The sequence below is a fragment of the Burkholderia sp. BCC1996 genome, assembly GCF_905339955.1.
Taxonomy (GTDB): domain Bacteria; phylum Pseudomonadota; class Gammaproteobacteria; order Burkholderiales; family Burkholderiaceae; genus Burkholderia.
Window position 1 is genome coordinate 158005 of sequence record NZ_CAJPHM010000004.1, and the last position, 23224, is coordinate 181228.

Here is a 23224-nt window from a genome sequence, read left to right on the forward strand (position 1 = left end):
TCCGGCGTCGTTTCCGCACGCACCGCCCGGCGCCACGCTTCGTCCGGACAGCCAATCAATGCTCGACTCGGGCGGCGCTCATGCGCTAAATAGGCGTATCGCCTCGCGCGGCTCAATCGGGAGTTCCGGCACGCATGCATTCCGTACTGACCATCCTTTCGCACCGTCCCGTCGACGGGCTCGTCGACAATCACGAACGTTACGCGCGAGCCCACGGCTACCGGCACGCGATCGTCGACGGCACGCACGTGTACGGCGAGCGCCAGCAGGTGCTGCACAAGTACCACGCGATCATCGCGCAGCTCGTCGCGATGGAGCAGGGCGCGTTGCTGCTCGTCCTCGATCCGTTCTCGGTCGTGTTCGGCCAGCATGCGTTGCCGGCCGTCGCGGACGGTTATGACGCGATCGTCACGACGCAGACCTCGAAGTCGTCGTTGCCCGCCGCGAGCGGCATGATCTTTCGCAACGTGCCCGACGTGCGCGAGTGCTTGCGCAAGCTGGTGGTCGAGCTCGGCAAGTGGGCGATGCGCCTGCCCGAGCGGCAACACGCATGCGAGGCGACGCTGCTTGCCGAGCACTTCCCGCCGCTGCCGTTCGACCAGCCGCTCGCGACCGGCCATTTCGCGTCGGCCCAGACGGTATGGCGCGACGGGCTAGCGATCGACGCGGTCGTCGGCGCGCATCCGCTCGTGGCGCACCAGGCGCCCGAATGGCAGCAGATCGATGGCGTATGGGCGCCGACGCCCGACTACGACTTTCGCTACGTGCTCGCGCTCGTCGACGACGCGGCGCGTGTCCAGCGGGGCGAGCAGCCGCGCGCGATGGACGACTGGCGCACCGCGCAGGAACGGCCGCGCGAGCCGGTGCGGCACCTGAACCCGCATGCAAGCATTGCGTTCGTGAGCCTGCACACGTCGCACATCGCCGGTTACGGCGATCTTCACGAAGAGAACTTCGTTCGCTACTGCACGCGACACGGCTATGCGTACCACGCGTATCGCGAACCGCCCGCGTTCCTGCCGGCCGGCGTCGATGCGAACTGGGCGAAGCTGCACCTGATTCGCGAACATCTGCCGGATCACGCGTTCGTGTTCTGGGTCGACGCCGATATCCTCGCGATCGACCAGCGCCAGACGGTCGACGGCGTGATCGACGGCCGCGATTTCGTGATCGGCACCGACCACACGGCCTGGGCGATCAACTCGTGCATGATCGGCGTGCGCAACGTCGCGCCGATGCGCGAACTGGTCGAACGCATATGCGTGCGCATCGAGCGCATCGGCGATCGGTCGTCGGTCTATGCGAGCGGCGGCGACCAGCAGGCGATCTATGTCGAACTGCTGGAGGCGGGCATGATCGACGCGCGCTACATCGTCGATGCGATGTCGCTCGCGTCATCGCCGGTCTATGCGACGCGCGACAGCCGCTTCGTCCATTTCCCCGCGCAACACAACCACTATCGCGCGGTGACGATGCGCGTATGGGACAGGCTGAGCCATCAACGCTGACGGAATGCGCCGCGATTTCCGGTGTTCCGGATCGCGGTGATCGGCGGTCGGTGAAATAAAAATGAAAGTATTCGTGTAAGGTTTGAATCGCTCTCATTCATCCTTCCCCGCATTCCACGCTTGCGCCCCGAAGAATCGGTCTTCCGGCCAAAAATGCGGCATCGCACCGATTCGTGCGATCGGCGTCGCATCACAATACGAAAAATTACGCATAAAAATCAGCGATCTATCCGGGCGTCGTGAAAAGCTTCTCTGCTGCGATGCAAAAAATAATCATTCGCCTTATGCTGGTTAACCCGATTGCGCTTGAGCGGCGTCAAGCTTTGCCCTGATTCCGCTTTACATTTTGCCAACATTGGCGGTCCGCGAAATCTATCTGTCGATTTGATTTCGTTTCCTTCGTCACGCCTGTTTCCGATGCAGCGCGCGACCCTCTCAAGGCCTGTTGACATGCATGATTTCCCCTTTCTGAGCCTGGCGATCTGGGTTCCGATCCTGTTCGGCGCGTGCCTGCTGCGCGCCAGTTCCGACCGTCATCCGCATCGCACGAGGCTGATCGCGCTGGTCGGCGCACTCGCGGGGCTGGCCGCCGTCGTGCCGCTCGTCACCGGTTTCGATTCGCACTCGGCCGCGATGCAGTTCGCCGAAACCCGCAACTGGCTGGCGGCCTTCAACGCCGGCTGGCGTGTCGGGATCGACGGCGCGTCGCTGTGGCTCGTCGTGCTGACCGCCTTCACGACGCTCGTCGTCGTGATCGCGTCATGGGAAGCGGTGACGGTGCGCGTCGCGCAGTACTACGCGTCGTTCCTGATCCTGTCGGGGCTGATGGTCGGCGTGTTCGTCGCGCAGGACGGGCTGCTGTTCTTCATCTTCTTCGAGGCGACGCTGATTCCGCTGTACCTGCTGATCGGCACGTGGGGCAGGGAGCATCGCGTCTACGCGGCCGTGAAGTTCTTCTTCATCTCGTTCGCGGGTTCGCTGCTGCTGCTGATGGCGATGCTGTACCTGTACGCGAAGTCGCATACGTTCGACATGAACGCATGGCGCACGCTGCAGCTCGGCTTCGCGCCGCAGCTGCTGGTGTTCCTCGGCTTCTTCGCCGCGTTCGCGGTCAAGGTGCCGATGTGGCCGGTTCATACGTGGCTGCGCGACGTCTACACCGACGGCCCGACGGGTGCCGCGCTGATGCTCGCGATGCTCAAGCTCGGCGGCTACGGCTTCCTGCGCTTCGCGCTGCCGATCACGCCGGACGCGAGCCACTTCTTCGCGCCGGCCGTGATCGCGCTGTCGCTGTTCGCGATCGTCTACGCGAGCCTGATCGCGCTCGCGCAGACCGATCTCGGCAAGCTGCTCGCGTATTCGACGGTCGCGCACATGGGGATCGTCACGCTCGGGCTGTTCCTGTTCAACCAGATCGGCGTCGAAGGCGCGATCGTGCAGCTCGTGTCGTACGGCTTCGTCGCGGGCGCAATGCTGCTGTGCGTGAGCGTGCTGGTCGATCGCACGAAGCAGCGCGAGATCGCCGCGTACGGCGGCGTGGCGGGCGTGATGCCGCGCTTCGCGACGTTCGCGCTGCTGTTCGCGATGGCCAACGTCGGCCTGCCGGGCACGTCGGGTTTCGTCGGCGAGTTCATGGTCATCATGGGCGCGATCCGCGTCAACTTCTGGATCGGCGCGATCGCGGCGCTCACGCTGATCCTCAGCGCGTCGTACACGCTGTGGATGGTGAAGCGCGTCGTGTTCGGCAAGATCGCGGGTCCGCGTATCGCGAAGCTCGCCGACCTGAGCCGCCGCGAGATCGTGATGTTCGCGTCGCTCGCGCTGATCGTGCTGATGGTGGGCGTCGATCCGAAGCCGTTCACCGACGCGATCGATCCGACCGTCGCACGGCTGATCGAGGAAGCGAGCCGTTCGAAGCTTCCGGCCGGCGATGGCGGCGCACCGGCGCAGCCGGCGTACATGGCCGCGGCGCACGGCTGAGCGCGTGACGCCGCGCACGAGGTCCGCATCGCGTGCCGATGCGGACCTCGTTGCGCGCGCATTCATCGGGGCAGGGCGGACACGAGCCCGCGGCTTCCGACGATTTCGGCCGTCTCAAGGCCCTCGGCGTGAGGCCCGCGGCCGCCTCCCGGCTGCGTGAAATTGCCCCGCGACAATCTGTCTCACTGCGGATTCTGCAATGATGATTTGTCGCACCCACCGGTTTTTCGCCGCGCCCGCGCGACGTATGATTCGGCCACTTTCGTGGATCGAATGCGCATCGGGCAAACGCAACGGATTCAATGACCCTCGGGCTGTGTGATGAAAAGAAGAGCTTCAAAAGGCTGGACGGCGCTGATATCGATCGGCGCGGCGCTGAGCCTGTCAGGCTGTAATTTAGATGTACTAAATCCGAAAGGAAGCGTCGGGGCCGCCGAAAAGGCGCTGATCGCGACCTCGACATGGGCGATGCTGATCGTCGTCGTGCCGGTGATCCTGCTCACGCTGTGGTTCGCGTGGCGTTACCGCGCATCGAACCGCAACGCCGCCTACGCGCCGAACTGGTCGCACTCGACCGCGATCGAGGTCGTGATCTGGACGGTGCCGACGCTGATCATCCTGTTCCTCGGCGTGCTCACGTGGAAAACCACGCACGAGCTCGATCCGTACAAGCCGCTCGAGTCGTCGGTGAAGCCGATCGACGTCGAGGTCGTCGCGCTCGACTGGAAGTGGCTGTTCATCTATCCGGAACTCGGCATCGCGTCGGTGAACCAGCTCGCGATTCCGGTCGGCACGCCGGTGAATTTCCGCATCACGTCGGATTCGGTGATGAACTCGTTCTTCATTCCGCAACTCGGCGGCCAGGTCTACGCGATGGCCGGCATGCAGACGCGCTTGCACCTGATCGCCGACGAAGCCGGCGACTACGCGGGCACGTCCGCCAACTTCAGCGGCCGCGGCTTCTCCGACATGAAGTTCCGCACGCTCGCCGAGCCGCGCGAACAGTTCGACGCGTGGGTGCAGAAGGTCAAGGCGTCGCCCGACCGGCTCGACGCGACCGTGTACGGCACCGTCGCGCAGCCGAGCGAGAAGGCGCCCGTGCGCTACTTCTCGTCGGTCGATCCGCGGCTCTTCCACAACATCATCGCGAAATACAACGATGGCCACGTCCTCGATCTGAAGGACGCCGCCTGCGGCACGAAGGGGTAACGCATGTTCGGCAAACTCACACTGGCGGCGATCCCGTTCGATCAGCCCATCATCATGGTGGCAGGCGCCTTCATGGGGCTGGTCGTGCTGGGCATTCTCGCCGCACTGACGATCACCGGCCGCTGGAAGTGGCTGTGGACGGAATGGCTGACGACGGTCGACCACAAGAAACTCGGCGTGATGTACATCATCGTCGCGCTGATCATGCTGCTGCGCGGCTTCGCCGACGCGATCATGATGCGCATGCAGCTTGCGCTCGCGTACAACGCGCCCGGCTACCTGCCGCCGCACCACTATGACCAGATCTTCACGGCACACGGCGTGATCATGATCTTCTTCATGGCGATGGTGTTCATGGTCGGCCTGATGAACCTCGTCGTGCCGCTGCAGATCGGCGCGCGCGACGTCGCGTTCCCGTTCATCAACTCGCTGTCGTTCTGGATGACGGCGGTCAGCGCGATCCTGATCAACATCTCGCTCGTGATCGGCGAGTTCGCGCAGACGGGCTGGCTCGCGTATCCGCCGCTGTCGGAGCTGCAGTTCAGCCCGGGGGTAGGGGTCGACTATTACCTGTGGGCGCTGCAGATTTCGGGTGTCGGCACGCTGCTGACCGGCGTGAACTTCTTCGTGACGATCATCAAGATGCGCGCGCCGGGCATGACGCTGATGAAGATGCCGGTGTTCACGTGGACGGCCCTCTGCACGAACGTGCTGATCATGGCGTCGTTCCCGATCCTGACCGCGACGCTCGCGCTGCTCGGCCTCGACCGCTACCTCGGCATGCACTTCTTCACGAACGAAGCCGGCGGCAACGCGATGCTGTACCTGAACCTGATCTGGGCGTGGGGCCATCCGGAGGTGTACATCCTGATCCTGCCGGCGTTCGGCATCTTCTCGGAAGTCATCGCGACGTTCTCGAAGAAGCCGTTGTTCGGCTACAAGACGATGGTGTACGCGACCTGCGCGATCATGGTGCTGTCGTTCCTCGTGTGGCTGCATCACTTCTTCACGATGGGCTCCGGTGCGAACGTGAACGCGTTCTTCGGCATCATGACGATGATCATCGCGATCCCGACCGGCGTGAAGGTGTTCAACTGGCTGTTTACGATGTACCGCGGCCGGATCGAATTCACGACGCCGGTGCTGTGGACGATCGGCTTCATGGTCACGTTCACGCTCGGCGGCATGACCGGCGTGATGATGGCGATCCCGGGCGCGGACTTCGTGCTGCACAACAGCCTGTTCCTGATCGCGCACTTCCACAACGTGATCATCGGCGGCGTGCTGTTCGGCTATCTCGCGGGCTTCAACTACTGGTTCCCGAAGGCGTTCGGCTTCAAGCTGAACGAGAAGCTCGGCAAGGCCGCGTTCTGGTTCTGGCAGGTCGGCTTCTACGTCGCGTTCGTGCCGCTCTACGTGCTCGGCTTCATGGGCATGACGCGGCGCCTGAACCACTACGACAATCCGGCGTGGCATCCGTGGCTGCTGGTCGCCGCGTTCGGCGCCGTGCTGATCGCGATCGGCATCGCGTGCCAGCTGCTGCAACTGGTGGTCAGCATCCGCAACCGCAACCTGCCGGCATATCGCGACACCACGGGCGACCCGTGGGGCGGCCGCACGCTGGAATGGGCGACCTCGTCGCCGCCGGCCGAGTACAACTTCGCGGTGATCCCGCAGGTGCGCACGCTCGACGCGTACGCCGACATGAAGGCACGCGGCGACGGCCGGCCGAACCCGGCGGCGATCCGCGACATCCACATGCCGTCGAATACGTGCGCGGGTCTCGTGGTCGCGGTCTTCAGCCTGGTGCTGGGCTTCGCGCTGGTGTGGCACATCTGGTGGATGGCGATCGGCGGCCTGGTCGGCATCGTCGCGACGCTCGTGGTCTACAGCTCGCGTGACAACGACGGCTACTACATCCCGGCGTCGAAGGTGCGCAGGATCGAAGAGAAGCAACCGGCGGCGCGCGTGGCCACGCGTGTCGACGACGTGGAACTGGAGACCAACTGATGTTGCAGAAAACCCTGAGCGCAACCCTGCTCGAGCACGACGACCATCCGCCGTCGCACTCGGTGTTCGGCTTCTGGCTGTACCTGATGACCGACTGCGTGATCTTCGCGGCGCTGTTCGCGACGTTCGCGGTGCTCGGCAACCAGTACGCGGGCGGTCCGACCGCGAAGGACCTGTTCGACATTCCGGGCGTCGCGGTGGAAACCGCCGCGCTGCTGCTGTCGAGCATCACCTACGGCTTCGCGATGCTGGCCGCCTACAAGCAGCGGCGCGGCGCGCTGCTCGCGTGGCTCGCGGTGACGTTCGTGCTCGGCGCGGCGTTCCTCGCGATGGAGCTGCGCGAGTTCTCGCACCTGATCGCGGAAGGCGCGGGCCCGCAGCGCAGCGCGTTCCTGTCGGCGTTCTTCACGCTGGTCGGCACGCACGGGCTGCACGTGACGGCCGGCCTCGTGTGGATGATCGTGCTCGCCGGGCAGATCGTGCTGCGCGGCGGCGACCTGACCGATCGCGACCTGCGGCGTCTGACGTGCCTGAGCCTCTTCTGGCACTTCCTCGACATCGTGTGGATCTGCGTGTTTTCCTTTGTCTATCTCGCGAGCGTGATCTAAATGGCCCATTCGCATTCGTCGCAACTCGAAGAAGGGCTCGGCAGCGTCGGCGGCTATGTCGCCGGTTTCATCCTGTCGGTGCTGCTCACGGCCGCGTCGTTCGGCCTCGTGATGGGCGGCGTGCTGTCGCCGCACGCATCGCTGATCGCGCTCGCCGTGCTCGCATTCGTGCAGATCGTCGTGCACCTCGTGTACTTCCTGCACATGAACGGTTCGTCCGGCCAACGCTGGAACGTGATGGCGTTCAGCTACACCGTGCTGACGGCGGCGATCCTGATCGTCGGCACGCTGTGGGTGATGCACAACGTCAGCATGAACATGATGTCGCGCTGAGCCCGTGAGCGGCTGAGCGGCATCGCGGCGCAGCGGACGATCTCCATGCGCTTTCATGCATCAAAGGCGGCACGCGAGTGCCGCCTTTGTCATTGTGGCCGCGCGGTGTGCGTGGCGTCGCTCGACGCGGCGCGGGCCAGGATGAAAGATGTTTCAGGAAACGGCGGAGCGGACGTCGCGGCAGCGCGTCAATTGTTACAAGACGTTAGCGGACGCTTCCACGTGCGATGCAGCGCATCAGTTCTTACAAACTTGAAATATGCGCAGACTGTGCGTGCCGTTATAGTCGAATCACACATGAAACAACTCGAAGAGGAATCCATGAAGACTTTGCGTATTGCCTCGCTCTTGACCGGTATGACGGCCTTGCTCGTGTCGGGCGCAGCAATGGCGGGAGTCAATGTCGGGATCAACGTCGGCGTGCCGGCTCCGGTCTACGTCGCACCCGCGCCCGTGTATGCGCCGCCGCCTCCGCCGGTCGTCTACCAGCCGGCGCCCGTGTATGCGCCGGCGCCCGTCTACGCGCCGGCCCCGGCGATCGTGATCGGCTGGCACGGCGATCGCTACTGGGACGGCCGCCGCTACTGGGGCCGCGACGAGTGGTATCGCCATCATGGCCGCGGCTGGCACGGCGATCGCGGTCACTGGGACAACGGCCGTCACAACGGCTGGCGCTGATCGATCTGCGGCGCACGCGCGATGCGTGCGCGCCTCGAAGGAAAACCGCCCGTGTGAACTGAACACCGGGCGGTTTTTCTTTGCCGGTGCGAGTCGCACGCGGCAGCCGCAACGCGCCGGTGCCGTGCGCGAAAACCCGCAAGTTGGCTCGACGTCGAATTGAATGGGTAGAATCGACCCACGTTCCATCCCTCAATCGACCGACAGGGCCTCTATGACGAAGGGTTCGCCCCGGACCGCCGCCACCCGCATCCGCTTCGGCGCCGCGCATGCGGTACGGGCCGCCGGCCGCACGGCGGCAGCATGGGCACTACAGGCGGTACTGGCTGCAACCGCCGCGCACGCGGCCCATGCGATCGCGCAGTACGGCGAGCCGAAATATCCGCCGGGCTTCAGGCATTTCGACTACGTGAACCCCGACGCGCCGAAGGGCGGCACGCTCGTGCTCGCGAACCCGAGCCGGCTCACGTCGTTCGACAAGTTCAATCCGTTCACGATGCGCGGCAACCCCGCGCCGGGCATCGACCTGCTGTTCGAGAGCCTCGCGACCGGCAGCATGGACGAACCGGCATCCGCCTACGGGCTGCTCGCCGACGACATCGCGATCGCGCCGGACCGCCGCTCGGTCACGTTTCACCTGAACCCGCGCGCGCGCTTTTCGAACGGCGATCCGGTCACGGCCGACGACGTCAGGTTTTCGTTCGACACGCTGAAGAGCAAGCAGGCCGCACCGCAGTTCGGCGCGTATTTCGCCGAGATCGCGAAGGCGGTGGTGGTCGATCCCGCGACCGTGCGTTTCGAGTTCCGCAGCACGAACCGCGAGCTGCCGCTGATCGCCGGCGGCGTGCCGGTGTTCTCGCGCAAGTGGGGGCTGCGCGCGGACGGTTCGCGGATTCCGTTCGACCAGCTCGCGTTCGAGCAGCCGATCGGCAGCGGCCCGTACCTGATCGAGCGCTACGACAACGGCCGCACGATTACCTATCGGCGCAATCCCGCGTACTGGGGCGCCGACCTGCCGGTGCGGGTCGGCACCGACAACTTCGAGCGGATCGTCTACAAGCTCTATGGCGACGGCGTCGCGCGGCTCGAGGCGTTCAAGGCCGGCGAGTACGACGTGCTGGTCGAATACATCGCGCGCAACTGGACGCGGCGCGACGTCGGCAAGCGCTTCGACAGCGGCGAGCTCGTCAAGCGCGAGTTCCGCCAGCACAACGGCGCGGGCATGCAGGGCTTCTTCATGAACCTGCGCCGGCCGCTGTTTCGCGACGTGCGCGTGCGCCAGGCGCTCGATCTCGCGTTCGACTTCGAATGGCTGAACCGCCAGTTGTTCTATAGCGCGTACACGCGCCTCGACAGCTATTTCGCCGATACCGACCTGCAGGCGACCGGTACGCCGGGCCCGGGCGAGCTGAAGCTGCTGGAGCCGTTGCGCACGCAACTCGACCCGGCCGTGTTCGGCCCGATGGTCACGCAGCCGAACACGAACCCGCCGGGCTCGCTGCGCGCGAACCTGCTGAAGGCGCGCGCGCTGCTCGCGCAGGCCGGCTGGACCTACCGCGACGGCGCGTTGCGCAACGCGCAGGGCGAGCCGTTCACGTTCGAGATCCTCGACGATTCGGGCGCGGCGATGGAAGGCGTCGTGACCGCCTACCAGCGCAATCTCGCGAAGCTCGGCATCGACGCGCGTTTTCGCACGGCCGATTACGCGCTGCTGCAGAAGCGCCTCGACGCGTTCGACTACGACATGACGACGGTTCGCCTGCCGGGTGTGCAGGTGCCGGGCGCCGAGCAGTTCTCGCGCTACGGCAGCAAGTTCGCGGACGAACCGGGCTCCGACAACATCATCGGCCTGAAGTCGCCGGCCGTCGACGCGCTGCTGCATGCGCTCGGCGCCGCGCAGACGCGCGAGGACCTGCTCGACGCGACGCATGTGCTCGACCGCGTGCTGATGCACGGCTATTACGCCGTTCCGCAGTGGTACAGCACCACGCACCGGATCGCATACAAGCGCACGCTCGGCTATCCGCAAACGCTGCCGCTGTACTATTCGGCCGAGGGCTGGGTCGTGTCGACCTGGTGGGCCAAGCCCGATCACTGAAGCCTGCCGGCCCTTCGTTCAACCCAGCCTATCGATCGCGAGTCGACGCCCTATGTGGAGCTACATCCTCAAACGCCTGCTGCTGATGATCCCGACGCTCGTCGGCGTGCTCACGCTCACGTTCGCGGTGATCCAGTTCGTGCCGGGCGGCCCGGTCGAACAGGCCGTGCAGGAACTGCGCAAGGGCGCGACGGAGCAGGGCGCGGCGCCGTTCGGAATGCGCGCGCACACCGGCGTCGACGCGCAGCAGCTCGCGCAGCTCAAGGCGCTGTACGGCTTCGACAAGCCGCCGCTCGAGCGTTACTGGCTGATGCTGAAGCGTTTCGCGCGCTTCGATCTCGGCGACAGCTACTTCCGCCACCAGAGCGTGTGGTCGCTGGTCGTGCAGAAGCTGCCGGTGTCGATCAGCATCGGGCTGTGGACGTTCTTCGTCACCTATCTGATCTCCGTGCCGCTCGGCATCGCGAAGGCCGTGCGCAACGGCTCGCCGTTCGATGTCGCGACGAGCCTCGTCGTGCTGGTCGGCTATGCGATTCCGGGCTTCGTGCTCGGCGTGCTGCTGCTCGTGCTGTTCGGCGGCGGCTCGTTCTGGCAGCTGTTCCCGCTGCGCGGGCTCACGTCGGACAACTTCGCCCAGCTGTCGCTCGCCGGCAAGGTGCTCGATTATCTGTGGCACATCGCGCTGCCGATCACGGCGTCGGTCGTCGGCAGCTTCGCGGTCATCACGATGCTCACGAAGAACGCGTTCCTCGACGAAATCCGCAAGCAGTACGTGCTGACCGCGCGCGCGAAAGGGCTCGCCGAGCGCACCGTGCTGTGGAAGCACGTGTTCCGCAACGCGATGCTGCCGCTGATCGTCGGGTTTCCGGCCGCGTTCATCGGCGCGTTCTTCACGGGCAGCCTGCTGATCGAGACGCTGTTCTCGCTCGACGGCCTCGGGCTGCTGTCGTACGAGTCGGTCGTGCGGCGCGACTATCCGGTCGTGCTCGGCACGCTGTACCTGTTCACGCTGATCGGGCTCGCGACCAAGCTGATCTCGGATCTCTGCTATGTGTGGGTCGACCCGCGCATTCAATTCGACAACCTGGAGCGCTGACATGAAACCGTCCGCCAGCACGCCGCTCGCCGGCGCGCCCGTCCGCCTGCGCGCGCTCGCCGGGCGAGGTGCGCGATGAACCGGGCCGTCGTGTCGTCCCGCATCGACGCGGCCCGTGCGCGCGTGTCGCCGTCGCCCGCGCGCCGCGTCTGGCAGCGCTTTCGCCAGCAGCGCCTCGGCTACTGGAGCTTCGTGATCTTCGTCGTCGCGTTCGCCGCGAGCCTCGCGGCGCCGCTGTGGTCGAACGACAAGCCGCTCGTCGTGCGCTACGACGGCCAGACCTATTTCCCGATGTTCCATGCGTATCCGGAGACGACCTTCGGCGGCGACTTCCCGACGCCGGCCGACTATCTCGATCCGTACGTCCGCAAGCGGCTCGAGGCGCCGGGCAACTTCGTCGTGTATCCGCCGAACCGCTATTACTACGACACGCTGAACTATTTCTCGAGCGTGCCGAATCCGGCGCCGCCGTCGCGTGCGAACTGGCTCGGCACCGACGCGCAGGGGCGCGACCTGCTCGCGCGGCTCGTGTACGGGTTCCGCGTGTCGGTCGAGTTCGGGCTGGTCCTGACCGCGATCGGCACGCTGCTCGGGATCGCCGCGGGCGCCGTGCAGGGCTTCTTCGGCGGGCGCATCGACATCGTCGGGCAGCGGCTGATCGAGATCTGGAGTTCGCTGCCCGAGCTGTACCTGCTGATCATCTTCGCGTCGATCTTCGAGCCGAGCTTCCTGCTGCTGATCGTGCTGCTGTCGCTGTTCGGCTGGATCGGCCTGGCCGACTACGTGCGCGCCGAGTTCCTGCGCAACCGCATGCAGGACTACGTGCGCGCGGCCCGCGCGATGGGGCTCACGAACTGGCAGATCATCTGGCGCCACGTGCTGCCGAACAGCATGACGCCCGTGATCACGTTCCTGCCGTTCCGGATGAGCGGCGCGATCCTCGCGCTCACGAGCCTCGACTTCCTCGGGCTCGGCGTGCCGCCGCCGACGCCGAGCCTCGGCGAGCTGCTCGCGCAGGGCAAGGGCAACCTCGATGCGTGGTGGATCTCGCTGTCGACGTTCGGCGTGCTGGTCGCGACGCTGCTGCTGCTGACCTTCATGGGCGACGCGCTGCGCAACGCGCTCGACACGCGGATCGCCGATTCGGTGCGCGCGGCAGGAGGCCAGCGATGAGCGACACGGCCGTATCGAACGCGGGCGAGCCGCTGCTGTCGCTCGAGCATCTGCAGGTGCGCTTCGGCGACACGGTGGCCGTCGACGACGTGACGCTCGCGATCGGCCGCGGCGAGCGCGTCGCGCTCGTCGGCGAGTCGGGATCGGGCAAGAGCGTGACCGCGCTGTCGATCCTGCGGCTGCTGCGCGACGCCGACGTGAGCGGCACGATCCGCTTCGCCGGGCACGACCTCGCCGGCAAGAGCGAACGCGAGATGCGCGGGCTGCGCGGCTCGGACATCGCGATGATCTTCCAGGAGCCGATGACGGCGCTCAACCCGCTGTACACGATCGGCACGCAGATCGGCGAGACGATCGTGCTGCACGACGGCGTGACGGCGGTGGAGGCGCGCAAGCGCGCGATCGCGCTGCTTGCGCGTACCGGCATCGCGGAGCCGGAGCGGCGCGTCGACAGCTACCCGCACCAGTTGTCGGGCGGCCAGCGGCAGCGCGCGATGATCGCGATGGCGCTCGCCTGCCGGCCGCGCCTCCTGCTCGCGGACGAACCGACCACGGCGCTCGACGTGACGATCCGCGCGCAGATCGTCGACCTGCTGCTCGAGCTGCAGCGCGAGGAGGCGGAAAAGCGCGGGATGGCGATCCTGCTGATCACGCACGACCTGAACCTCGTACGGCACTTCGCCGAGCGGGTCGCGGTGATGGAGCGCGGCAAGCTGGTCGAAAGCGGGCCGGTCGAGCGGATCTTCGCGGAGCCGGAGCATCCGTATACGCAGCGGCTGCTGAACAGCCGGCCGCAGCGCGCGGTCGCGCCGGTGATGCCGATCGCGCCCGTCGTGCTCGATGCGCGCCACGTCAGCGTGCAGTTCGCGCGCAAGCGGCCGGGCTTCGCAGGCTGGTTCGGCACGACGCCCGTGACGGCGGTCGCGGACGTGTCCGTGTCGGTGCGGCAGGGCGAGACGCTCGGGATCGTCGGCGAATCCGGCTCCGGGAAGTCGACGCTCGCGATGGCGCTGCTCGGGCTGCAAAGGACGGCGCACGGCGAGATCGAATTCCAGGGGCGCGCGCTGTCGACCTATCGCGGCCGTGAACAGACCGCGCTGCGCTCGAACATGCAGGTCGTCTTTCAGGATCCCTTCAGTTCACTGTCGCCGCGTCACACGATCGAGCGGATCGTCGGCGAGGGGCTCGAACTGCATCGCCCGGAACTCACGCCGGACGCGCGCCGCGCGAAGTCGCTGGCCGTGCTGCGCGAAGTCGGCCTCGACCGCACGGTGCTGCATCGCTATCCGCACGAATTCTCGGGCGGGCAGCGCCAGCGGATCGCGATCGCGCGCGCGCTGGTGCTGGAGCCGCGCATCCTGATCCTCGACGAACCGACGTCCGCGCTCGACGTGTCGATCCAGCAGCAGGTGCTGAAGCTGCTCGCGAATTTGCAACAGAAATACAACCTCGGCTATGTATTCATCAGCCACGACCTGGAGGTGATTGGCGCGATGGCGCACCGGGTCGCGGTGATGCAGGACGGGGCGATCGTCGAGTCCGGCGACGTGGCCGATATCTTCACGAAACCGTCACATCCTTACACACAAAAGCTGTTGAAAGCGGTCTGGAAAGCGTGATAGGCGTCCAATGGTCTGACTATCTCGATTGTATTTTTTAATTTGTTTTGACAAACGATTACGCGCTGGCTAGTATCGACCGAAATTTTCCGCCAATCAGCTGATTTTTAAGCACATTCCATCGACCAATGCAGCATCGATCCCTGACCCAGGCATGCGCGCGCACCCTCGCCGGGCTGTTCATCGGCGCCCTGTTCGCAGCAGCTCCCGGCGCGTTCGCCGACGAAGTCAGCAGTTTTAACCAGAATGTCACGAATTCGACTCAAATCGGGTCGAGCTCCTCCCCCCAGCAGACCAATGCCCAGTCGTCGAGCGGCGGCGCGAAGTCGTTTCTTGCCGGCATGGCGGGCAAGGCAGGCGACGTCGTCGTCGGTGCGCTGAACATGATCGGCGTGCGTTACCGCTGGGGCGGCAACTCGCCGGATTCCGGCCTCGACTGCAGCGGCTTCGTGCGCTACGTGTTCCAGGACACGCTCGGCATGTCGCTGCCGCGTCGCGCCGAAGAGATGAGCCGCGTCGGCGAGAAGGTCAGCATGAGCAACCTGAAGCCGGGCGACCTCGTGTTCTTCAACACGATGCGCCGTACGTTCTCGCACGTCGGCATCTATATCGGCGACAACAAGTTCGTGCATTCGCCGTCGACGGGCAGCACGATTCGCGTCGACGATCTCGACAGCGGCTACTGGGAAAAGCGTTTCACCGGTGCGCGCCGGCTCGAGTCGGAGTTCCCGATGAAGGCCGACGACCTGCGCCAGCGCGTGCGCGCCACGATCGGCGACGACGCGGCGAACGGCAGCAACTGACCGACGCTCGCCGGCGAACCGCCGGATCCAAAAAACCCTGTCACCGGAAGGCGGCAGGGTTTTTTGTTTTGGGGCGTGCGCAAGCGGCTGGTGGCGGGGCCATCGTCGGTGGCGCGCTCGCTGTCGCGCGCCGCGATGCGTCGCTTATGCCGCCGCGACGCCGCGGGCGGCCGCGAGCTTGCGCTGCAGCTCGGGCATGACGCGCGCGACGGCTTCCTCGCCCGCGAGGATCGCCGCGTTGCGCTGGTTGAAGTCGCTGCCGCCCATCGCCGCGAGGTTCGGGCGGATCACGACGTCCGCGTATTTGTCGAGCTCGTAGGTCTTGATCGTCTGGCCCATGATCGTGAAGGTCTGCAGCAGCATCTCGATCGGGTTGTTGGTCGCCGCGCCGTCCGGCCGCGACGAGATGTCGACCGCGATCACGAAGCTCGCGCCCATCTTGCGCGCGAACGACGCGGGCACCGGGCTCACGAGGCCGCCGTCGACGTATTCGCGGTTGCCGATCTTCACGGGCTCGAACACCGACGGCACGCTGCACGACGCGCGCACCGCGAGCCCCGTATTGCCCTGCTGGAACAGGATCGGCTGGCCGTTCTGCAGGTCCGTCGCGACGATGCCGAGCGGCTTCGCCATCTTTTCGATCGGCCGGTTGTTGAGCGTCTTGTTCAGGAAGTTCTGCAGCGCCACGCCCTGCAGCAGCCCGCGCGAGCGGAACGGCAGCGCCCAGTCGCTGATCGCCGCCTGATCCATGTCGAGTGCGATCTTGTTGATCTGCAGCCCGCTCATCCCGGCGGCATAGAGCGCCCCGACCACCGAGCCCGCGCTCGTGCCCGCGACGATCTCGACCGGGATGCCGCGCGCCTCGAGCGCCTTCAGCACGCCGATGTGCGAGAAGCCGCGGGCGGCGCCGCCGCCGAGCGCGATGCCGATCTTCACGGGCTTCTCGCGCGACTGCGCGGGATTCGCGGCGTTGTCGGGGCGGGACTTGTCGCCGAACGACGTGCAGGCGGCGAGGCTGGCGGATGCGCAAGCGATCGTGAAGTGACGGCGCGACAGGCGAGGGGACGACATCGAATGGTTCTCCGGCGGCTTGGCGGCGGGCCGTGCGGCCCGCGGCGGCGATAGGTTCCGAGCGGCCGCGCGGAACAAACCGCGCGGCCGGCGCGGCGCCGGCTGGCGGCCGCGGCGCGCACATCATAAAGCAAGCGGCGCGCTTGGCGCGAAGGGCGGCGCGAGTATAATTCCGGCTTCTTTCCCGTTCCGGGCGCGGCCGGCCCCAGTGCTGTCCGGGCTGTCGCCGTCGATCCCGCGTCGAATCATTCATGCGCCCCAGGCGTTCGAGTTACCGTTTATGACCCGTCCTGTCCGTACCCGCTTCGCGCCGAGTCCCACCGGCTTCATCCACCTCGGCAACATCCGCTCCGCGCTCTATCCGTGGGCGTTCGCGCGCAAGATGAAAGGCACGTTCGTGCTGCGTATCGAGGATACCGACGTCGAGCGTTCGTCGCAGGAAGCCGTCGACGCGATCCTCGAGGGGATGCAGTGGCTCGGCCTGGATTTCGACGAAGGCCCGATCTACCAGATGCAGCGGATGGACCGCTACCGCGCGGTGCTCGCGCAGATGCTCGAGCAGGGCCTCGCGTACCCGTGCTACATGTCGGCCGAGGAGCTCGACGCGCTGCGCGAACGCCAGCGCGAGGCCGGCCTCAAGCCGCGCTACGACGGCACGTGGCGTCCGGAGCCGGGCAAGGTGCTGCCCGAGCCGCCGGCCGGCGTGAAGCCGGTGCTGCGGTTCCGCAACCCGCTGACCGGCACGGTCGTGTGGGACGACGCGGTGAAGGGGCGTGTCGAGATCTCGAACGAGGAACTCGACGACCTCGTGATCGCGCGCCCGGACGGCACGCCGATCTACAACTTCTGCGTCGTCGTGGACGACATGGACATGAACATCACGCACGTGATCCGTGGCGACGACCACGTGAACAACACGCCGCGCCAGATCAACATCCTGCGCGCGCTCGGCGGCGAGCCGCCCGTCTACGCGCACCTGCCGACCGTGCTGAACGAGCAGGGCGAGAAGATGAGCAAGCGGCATGGCGCGATGAGCGTGATGGCGTACCGCGACGCGGGCTTCCTGCCGGAGGCCGTCGTCAACTACCTCGCGCGCCTCGGCTGGTCGCACGGCGACGCGGAGATCTTCTCGCGCGAGCAGTTCGTCGAATGGTTCGACCTCGAGCATCTCGGCAAGTCGCCCGCGCAGTACGACCACAGCAAGCTGAGCTGGCTGAACGCCCATTACATCAAGGAAGCGGACAACGCGCGCCTCGCCGCGCTGGCGAAGCCGTTCCTCGACGCGCTCGGCATCGACGACGCGGCGATCGCGACGGGCCCCGCGCTCGATGCGGTGGTCGGCCTGATGAAGGACCGCGCGACGACGGTCAAGGAGATCGCCGAAGGCGCCGCGATGTTCTACCGCGTGCCGGCGCCGGATGCCGACGCGCTCGCGCAGCACGTGACCGATACGGTGCGCCCGGCACTGGCCGATCTCGTCGTCGCGCTGAAGGCGGCCGACTGGACGAAGGAAGCGGTGTCCGCCGCGCTGAAGGCGACGCTCGGCGCGCACAAGCTGAAGATGCCGCAGCTCGCGATGCCGGTGCGCCTGCTGGTGGCGGGCACGACGCATACGCCGTCGATCGACGCGGTGCTCGTGCTGTTCGGTCGTGACGTCGTGGTGTCGCGTATCGAGGCCGCGCTGGCCTGAGGTTGGAGCGGATGCGAAGCCGCTCGCGCAGGGTGTCACGGCGGCTTCGCAAAAAATTTCGCTCGAATCGCAAAAAGGGTATTTACAAGTTCAAATTCGGTCCATATAATCTCATTTCTGTTCTGCAAGGGGGTATAGCTCAGCTGGGAGAGCGCTTGCATGGCATGCAAGAGGTCAGCGGTTCGATCCCGCTTACCTCCACCATCAGAGCAGAACGAATTGATTTGCGAAGCAGCGGTAGTAAGTAATAAATGCTTCACAAAATGATTTAAAGCAGTTAGAATTTCGGCCTTCGCTGTTGATGATGAGTGAATAGCGAAAGTCAGACAGATCTGAAAAGATCATGTCCCCTTCGTCTAGAGGCCTAGGACATCACCCTTTCACGGTGAGTACAGGGGTTCGAATCCCCTAGGGGACGCCAGATTCAGCGGCGTTTCGTAGAAGTGTCGCGAGGCTTGCAGGAACGTAACCGACGTCCTGCAGGTAACGGTGCAGAAAGTTGGAGCGGTAGTTCAGTCGGTTAGAATACCGGCCTGTCACGCCGGGGGTCGCGGGTTCGAGTCCCGTCCGCTCCGCCAGAACGAAGCCCGTTCAAGACGTTTTTGAGCGGGCTTTTGTATTAAAGATGTAAGCAGTACGTTGTCCCCTTCGTCTAGAGGCCTAGGACATCACCCTTTCACGGTGAGTACAGGGGTTCGAATCCCCTAGGGGACGCCAGGATTCAGCGGCGTTTCGTAGTAGAAGTGTCGCAACGCTTGCAGGACGTGAACGAGGTCCTGCAGGTGAGAGTGAAGAAAGCTGGAGCGGTAGTTCAGTTGGTTAGAATACCGGCCTGTCACGCCGGGGGTCGCGGGTTCGAGCCCCGTCCGCTCCGCCAGAACAAAGCCCGTTCAAATGAACGTTTTGAGCGGGCTTTTGCGTTAAAGATGTAAGCAGTACGTTGTCCCCTTCGTCTAGAGGCCTAGGACATCACCCTTTCACGGTGAGTACAGGGGTTCGAATCCCCTAGGGGACGCCAGATTTCGGCGTCGTTCGAACAAACGATGCGCCGGCAGGAAGTAACCGACGCCTGCCAGGCAAGAAGCAAGACTGGAGCGGTAGTTCAGTCGGTTAGAATACCGGCCTGTCACGCCGGGGGTCGCGGGTTCGAGTCCCGTCCGCTCCGCCAGAAAATGAAAAAGCCCGCCTCGTGCGGGCTTTTTCATTTGCGTCGTTGATCGTGCCCGCTCGCGGGCGCGTGACTGCGGAGCGGAGGAAGCCGCCTGCGCGGCTTCCGGCGGGACGCGAAGGGCTGCGCGTGCACGCGCAGCCGCGGCCTGCAGGATGTAGGCGAGTCCCGTCCGCTCCGCCAGAAAATGAAGAAGCCCGCCTCGTGCGGGCTTTTTCGTTGCATCGCCGATCCGGCGCCACTACGAGAAATTCGCGATTGCATCCGCCCGCGACTGCGCTATCGTGGCGGAATGCGTTTTTGACCCCTGCGCGATGCTCGATCCGACCGACCTGCGATTGCTGTATCAGCTCCGGCCCGCGGAGCCTGGCGATTTTCCGTTTGCCGAGGCGCTGACGCACGGCAACATGGGCGGCTATTACAAGCGCCATGGGCTCGTCTGGCGCAGCGACCTGTTCTATGCGAGCTGGCGCGAATCCGAAAACTTCATCCTGGAAGCCGACGGCGAACGTATCGGCGTGCTGCGCGTGACCGAGGAGGGCGATTCGCTGCACATCCGCGACGTGCAGATCGCGGCCGGCCATCGCGGACAGGGCGCCGGCACCTACATGCTCGACATGTCGCATCGCTGGGCGCGCGCCCGCGGGCTACACGAACTGCAGTTGCGTGTGTTCGTCGACAATCCGGCCGCGCGCCTCTACCTGCGGATGGGCTACCGCGTCACCGGGCCGAGGCTGGCCCAGCTCGGCTCGATTCGCCACATGGTGCGTCCGGTTTGAGCGCGTAACGGTTACCCACGCGGGGGCCACGCGGCGACGGTCAGCGGGCGGCGTCGATCGCGTCGTCGTCGGGGGCGTCGTCGATTGCGATGCCGTCTTCCGCGCCGCGATGCTCGTAGCCGCGCAGCATGAACGCGCGCGGGCTTTCGCCGAACGCGCGCCGGAACATCGCCGAAAACGCGCTCTGGCTCTGGTAGCCGAGTTCGCGGGCGATATGCGACAGCGGGCGCCCCTGGTTCAACAGCGGAATCGCGCGCGCAAGCAGCGCCTGCTGCCGCCACTGCGAAAAACTCACGCCCAGTTCCTGCCTGAACAGCCGCGAGATCGTGCGCGTGCTCGCACCCACCTCGCTCGCCCAGTGTTCGAGCGATTCCGCATGCGCCGGTTGCGCGAGCACCGCCTCGCACAGCATGCGCAGCCGCTTCTCGTCGGGCATCGGCACCGCGAGCGGCAGCGGTTCGGCGCGGCTCAGCTCGTCGAGCACGAGCCCGCACAGCAGCCGTTCGCGGGTGCCGCTCAGGTCGCGCGCGTCGAGCGCGACGATCAGTTCGCGCAGCAAGCCCGTCACCTCGACCACCCGGCATGCGTCGAGCCCGTCCGGCACGACCGACTCGTCGATGTACAGCGTGCGCAAGTACGCTTCCTCGACGATCACGACCTCGTGCGTGACGTGCGGCGGCACCCAGATCGCGCGGGACGGCGGCACCATCCACGTCGTCCCGGTCGTCGCGACGCGCAGCACGCCGCGCGATGCATACGCAAGTTGCGCCCACGCGTGCGTGTGCAGCGGGATCCGGCGGCCGGCGTCGACCTGCCGTGCCCGGACACGCATCGGGTGGACGCGGGTCGGCGCGAACTCGGGCGGGATGTCGATGACGTCGTACGGGTTCGATGCGTCGGCTTGGGCTGGCGGGTTCATGGACGATTCGGTCGGCGCGGCGGCGATGCCGTCATTTTAGAAGGCGCCGCGCAGGCGCATGCGGCGGTTTTTCGGCCGATAATGCACGGTTCAAATGAACTTTGTATGGGGCAGCACGTGTGCCGGCCGGCGCAAGCCCGGGCCAGCGTGATGCGCCGTGCCGACAAGAACCATCGTGCCGCCGGCGCGGTCTATCGATGCGGGCGCGTTTTCGCACAAGCAGCGCCCCAACGACGCCGGCGCCCGCGGCACGGCCGCGACGGCCCGGCACGGCAACACCTGAATCGAAGAGGAGGACCACGATGCGCCATGTATTCGTCTACGGCACGTTGAGAGCGGGAGAAGCCAACGACATCGGCCAGGCGGCCGCGCGGCACGGGATCGCCGGGCCGACGCTGCTCGGGGCGGCCGCTCTGCCGGGCGAACTGTACGATTTCGGCACGTATCCGGGCATGGTGCCCGGGCCGGCCGGCCGGTCGCTCGTGTGGGGCGACGTCTACGAGATCGACGAGCGACTGGTGCCCGTGCTCGACGAGATCGAGCGCGTCTATCCGGGCGTCGACACGCTGTTCCGGCAGGAGCCGGTGACCGTCGAACTCGGCGGTCGTGCCTATGCGTGCGTCTACTATCCGGTCGCCGCGCATGCGGCAGCCGACCGTCCGCGCATCGTGTCGGGCGACTGGGTCCAGCACCGGCGCGAGCGGGAAGCCGCCGCCGCATCCGCATAGAGAACCCGCGGCCCCGCAAAGGAAAAGCGCCCCGCGGGGCGCTTTTTTCATGCCGCCGTGTTGCGCGACCGGCGGCGGGCAGGACCAGGCGACCCGGCCCGCGTCGTCAGATTTCCTCGTACAGCGGCAGCGTCAGGAATTCGGTGAAACCTTCCGACGTCGACATCTGTTCGAAGATCGACGCGGCACGCTCGTACGGCTGCGTGTTGCCGCCGACCGAACGCTTCACGTTATCGATCTCGGCCTTCGCGAATTCGCGCACGAGCTCGGCGGTGACCTTGCGGCCGTCGTCGAGCACGCCCTTCGGCGAGCGGATCCACTGCCACACCTGCGAGCGGGAGATCTCGGCGGTCGCCGCGTCTTCCATCAGGTTGTGGATCGGCACGCAGCCGTTGCCGTCGAGCCAGGCGCCGAGATAGTGGATGCCGACGTTGATGTTGTTGCGCAGGCCGGCTTCGGTGATCGGCGCTTCAGGCTGGAAGTCGAGCAGGTTCTTGCCTTCGATCTGCACGTCGTCGCGTTGCTTCGCGATCTGGTTCGGCTTGTCGCCGAGCACCTTGACGAATTCCTCCATCGCGATCGGAACGAGGCCCGGGTGCGCGACCCAGCCGCCGTCGTAGCCGTCGGTCGCGTCGCGGGCCTTGTCCGAACGCACGCCGCCCATCGCCTTGTCGTTCGCTTCCGGATCGTTCTTGATCGGAATCAGCGCAGCCATCCCGCCGATCGCCGGCGCGTTGCGCTTGTGGCAGGTCTTCAGCAGCAGCAGCGCGTACGCGCGCATGAACGGCACCGTCATCGTGATCTTCGAGCGATCGGCCAGGCAGAAGTCGCGGTCGTTCTTGAACTTCTTGATCGCCGAGAAGATGTAGTCCCAGCGGCCGGCGTTCAGGCCCGAGCTGTGTTCGCGCAGTTCGTACAGGATCTCGTCCATCTCGAACGCGGCGAGGATCGTCTCGATCAGCACCGTCGCGCGGATCGTGCCGCGCGGCACGCCGACTGCCTCCTGTGCCGCGACGAAGATGTCGTTCCACAGGCGCGCTTCGAGATGGCTTTCCATCTTCGGGAGGTAGAAGTACGGGCCCGAGCCGCGCGCGATCAGTTCCTTCGCGTTGTGGAACAGGAACAGCGCGAAATCGAAGATGCCGCCGGACACGCGCTGGCCGTCGACCGTCACGTGCTTCTCGTCGAGATGCCAGCCGCGCGGACGCACGATCAGCGTCGCGACCTTGTCGTTCAGCTGGTACGACTTGCCGTTCTGTTCGAGCGAGATCGTGCGGCGCACCGCGTCCTTCAGGTTGATCTGGCCGTCGATCTGGTTCGTCCAGCTCGGCGCGTTCGAATCCTCGAAGTCCGTCATGTACGAATCGGCGCCCGAGTTCAGCGCGTTGATGATCATCTTGCGCTCGACCGGGCCGGTGATCTCGACGCGGCGGCATTGCAGGTCGGCCGGCAGCGGCGCGACCTTCCAGTCGCCCTCGCGGATCGCCTTCGTGTCGGCCAGGAAATCGGGGCGCTCGCCGGCGTCGAGGCGCTTGGTGCGTTCGACGCGGGCCTGCAGCAGCGCCTGGCGGCGCGGCTCGAACGCGCGGTGCAGCGCCGCGACGAGCGCGAGTGCTTCAGGCGTCAGGATCGCTTCGTAACCCGGCTTGATTTCGCCGGTGATCGCCATGCCTTGCGGCAGCGTGATCGGGGTGCTCATGAGTCTCATCTCCTTGGTCGGTCAGTTGCGGTTTCGGTGAAGGGGGAAGGCGGCA

At 65.9% G+C, this 23224-nt stretch carries 18 protein-coding genes and 7 tRNA genes; 22 read left to right on the forward strand and 3 right to left on the reverse strand.

Features of this window, described 5'->3' with window-relative positions; genetic code table 11:
* Positions 1-134: 134 nt before the first annotated feature.
* From U4Z64_RS06915 to U4Z64_RS06970, 12 genes are all read left to right on the forward strand, one after another.
* The gene (locus tag U4Z64_RS06915; RefSeq protein ID WP_321819528.1) at positions 135-1508 is read left to right on the forward strand and encodes a hypothetical protein; all 1374 of its coding nucleotides are present in this window, start codon (positions 135-137) and stop codon (positions 1506-1508) included.
* Positions 1509-1958: 450 nt separating this feature from the next.
* Positions 1959-3488, forward strand: coding sequence for an NADH-quinone oxidoreductase subunit M (locus U4Z64_RS06920; protein ID WP_321819529.1), 1530 nt, complete (start codon positions 1959-1961; stop codon positions 3486-3488).
* Between the two features lie 321 nt (positions 3489-3809).
* Complete coding sequence (cyoA, locus tag U4Z64_RS06925; RefSeq protein WP_044847970.1) at positions 3810-4697, forward strand: ubiquinol oxidase subunit II; 888 nt, start codon at positions 3810-3812, stop codon at positions 4695-4697.
* Between the two features lie 3 nt (positions 4698-4700).
* Complete coding sequence (gene cyoB / locus U4Z64_RS06930) at positions 4701-6707, forward strand: cytochrome o ubiquinol oxidase subunit I (RefSeq protein ID WP_321801176.1); 2007 nt, start codon at positions 4701-4703, stop codon at positions 6705-6707.
* Positions 6707-7315 carry a cytochrome o ubiquinol oxidase subunit III gene (gene cyoC / locus U4Z64_RS06935; protein ID WP_044847968.1) on the forward strand — a complete coding sequence of 203 codons (609 nt, stop codon included), beginning with the start codon at positions 6707-6709 and terminating at the stop codon, positions 7313-7315. The genes cyoB and cyoC overlap by 1 nt, the downstream gene beginning before the upstream one ends.
* The gene (cyoD, locus tag U4Z64_RS06940) at positions 7316-7648 is read left to right on the forward strand and encodes a cytochrome o ubiquinol oxidase subunit IV (RefSeq protein WP_321819530.1); all 333 of its coding nucleotides are present in this window, start codon (positions 7316-7318) and stop codon (positions 7646-7648) included.
* 321 nt (positions 7649-7969) lie between these two features.
* Complete coding sequence (locus U4Z64_RS06945) at positions 7970-8326, forward strand: hypothetical protein (protein ID WP_044848002.1); 357 nt, start codon at positions 7970-7972, stop codon at positions 8324-8326.
* Between the two features lie 214 nt (positions 8327-8540).
* The gene (locus U4Z64_RS06950) at positions 8541-10424 is read left to right on the forward strand and encodes an extracellular solute-binding protein (RefSeq protein WP_321819531.1); all 1884 of its coding nucleotides are present in this window, start codon (positions 8541-8543) and stop codon (positions 10422-10424) included.
* Between the two features lie 52 nt (positions 10425-10476).
* Positions 10477-11520, forward strand: coding sequence for a microcin C ABC transporter permease YejB (locus U4Z64_RS06955; RefSeq protein ID WP_321809244.1), 1044 nt, complete (start codon positions 10477-10479; stop codon positions 11518-11520).
* A gap of 75 nt (positions 11521-11595) precedes the next feature.
* Entirely contained in the window at positions 11596-12693 is a 1098-nt protein-coding gene (locus U4Z64_RS06960) for an ABC transporter permease (protein ID WP_321819532.1), read from the forward strand.
* Positions 12690-14312: a dipeptide ABC transporter ATP-binding protein gene (locus U4Z64_RS06965; RefSeq protein WP_321801182.1), complete on the forward strand. Its 1623-nt coding sequence runs from the start codon at positions 12690-12692 to the stop codon at positions 14310-14312. Before U4Z64_RS06960 ends, U4Z64_RS06965 begins: the two co-directional genes overlap by 4 nt.
* Positions 14313-14440: 128 nt before the next feature.
* Positions 14441-15115 (forward strand): C40 family peptidase, encoded by a 675-nt coding sequence (locus U4Z64_RS06970; protein ID WP_044847963.1) that lies wholly within the window; start codon positions 14441-14443, stop codon positions 15113-15115.
* Between the two features lie 144 nt (positions 15116-15259).
* Here the strand turns inward: U4Z64_RS06970 and U4Z64_RS06975 are convergent, their stop codons facing one another.
* Positions 15260-16186, reverse strand: a complete 927-nt coding sequence (locus U4Z64_RS06975; RefSeq protein ID WP_044847962.1) for a patatin-like phospholipase family protein — start codon at positions 16184-16186, stop codon at positions 15260-15262.
* Between the two features lie 280 nt (positions 16187-16466).
* Between U4Z64_RS06975 and gltX the strand changes: the two genes are divergently transcribed.
* From gltX to U4Z64_RS07020, 9 genes are all read left to right on the forward strand, one after another.
* Complete coding sequence (gene gltX / locus U4Z64_RS06980; protein WP_321801185.1) at positions 16467-17876, forward strand: glutamate--tRNA ligase; 1410 nt, start codon at positions 16467-16469, stop codon at positions 17874-17876.
* A gap of 128 nt (positions 17877-18004) precedes the next feature.
* Positions 18005-18080 (forward strand) — tRNA-Ala (locus U4Z64_RS06985).
* A 141-nt stretch (positions 18081-18221) separates the two neighbouring features.
* A tRNA-Glu gene (locus U4Z64_RS06990) sits at positions 18222-18297 on the forward strand.
* Positions 18298-18377: 80 nt separating this feature from the next.
* Positions 18378-18454, forward strand: a tRNA-Asp gene (locus U4Z64_RS06995).
* Positions 18455-18517: 63 nt separating this feature from the next.
* Positions 18518-18593, forward strand: a tRNA-Glu gene (locus U4Z64_RS07000).
* An 83-nt stretch (positions 18594-18676) separates the two neighbouring features.
* Positions 18677-18753 (forward strand) — tRNA-Asp (locus tag U4Z64_RS07005).
* Positions 18754-18818: 65 nt separating this feature from the next.
* Positions 18819-18894 (forward strand) — tRNA-Glu (locus tag U4Z64_RS07010).
* A 73-nt stretch (positions 18895-18967) separates the two neighbouring features.
* Positions 18968-19044, forward strand: a tRNA-Asp gene (locus U4Z64_RS07015).
* 314 nt (positions 19045-19358) lie between these two features.
* A complete protein-coding gene (locus U4Z64_RS07020; protein WP_014896698.1) occupies positions 19359-19823 on the forward strand; it encodes a GNAT family N-acetyltransferase in 465 nt (154 codons plus the stop codon).
* Positions 19824-19863: 40 nt separating this feature from the next.
* On the opposite strand, the gene U4Z64_RS07025 is transcribed toward U4Z64_RS07020, so the two are convergent.
* Complete coding sequence (locus tag U4Z64_RS07025; RefSeq protein ID WP_044847960.1) at positions 19864-20742, reverse strand: AraC family transcriptional regulator; 879 nt, start codon at positions 20740-20742, stop codon at positions 19864-19866.
* Positions 20743-21044: 302 nt separating this feature from the next.
* Here U4Z64_RS07025 and U4Z64_RS07030 point away from each other — a divergent pair, with 302 nt between their 5' ends.
* Positions 21045-21470, forward strand: a complete 426-nt coding sequence (locus tag U4Z64_RS07030; RefSeq protein ID WP_321819533.1) for a gamma-glutamylcyclotransferase family protein — start codon at positions 21045-21047, stop codon at positions 21468-21470.
* 106 nt (positions 21471-21576) lie between these two features.
* Here U4Z64_RS07030 and aceB read toward each other — a convergent pair whose 3' ends face one another.
* Complete coding sequence (gene aceB / locus U4Z64_RS07035) at positions 21577-23169, reverse strand: malate synthase A (RefSeq protein WP_321819534.1); 1593 nt, start codon at positions 23167-23169, stop codon at positions 21577-21579.
* Positions 23170-23224: the final 55 nt, after the last annotated feature.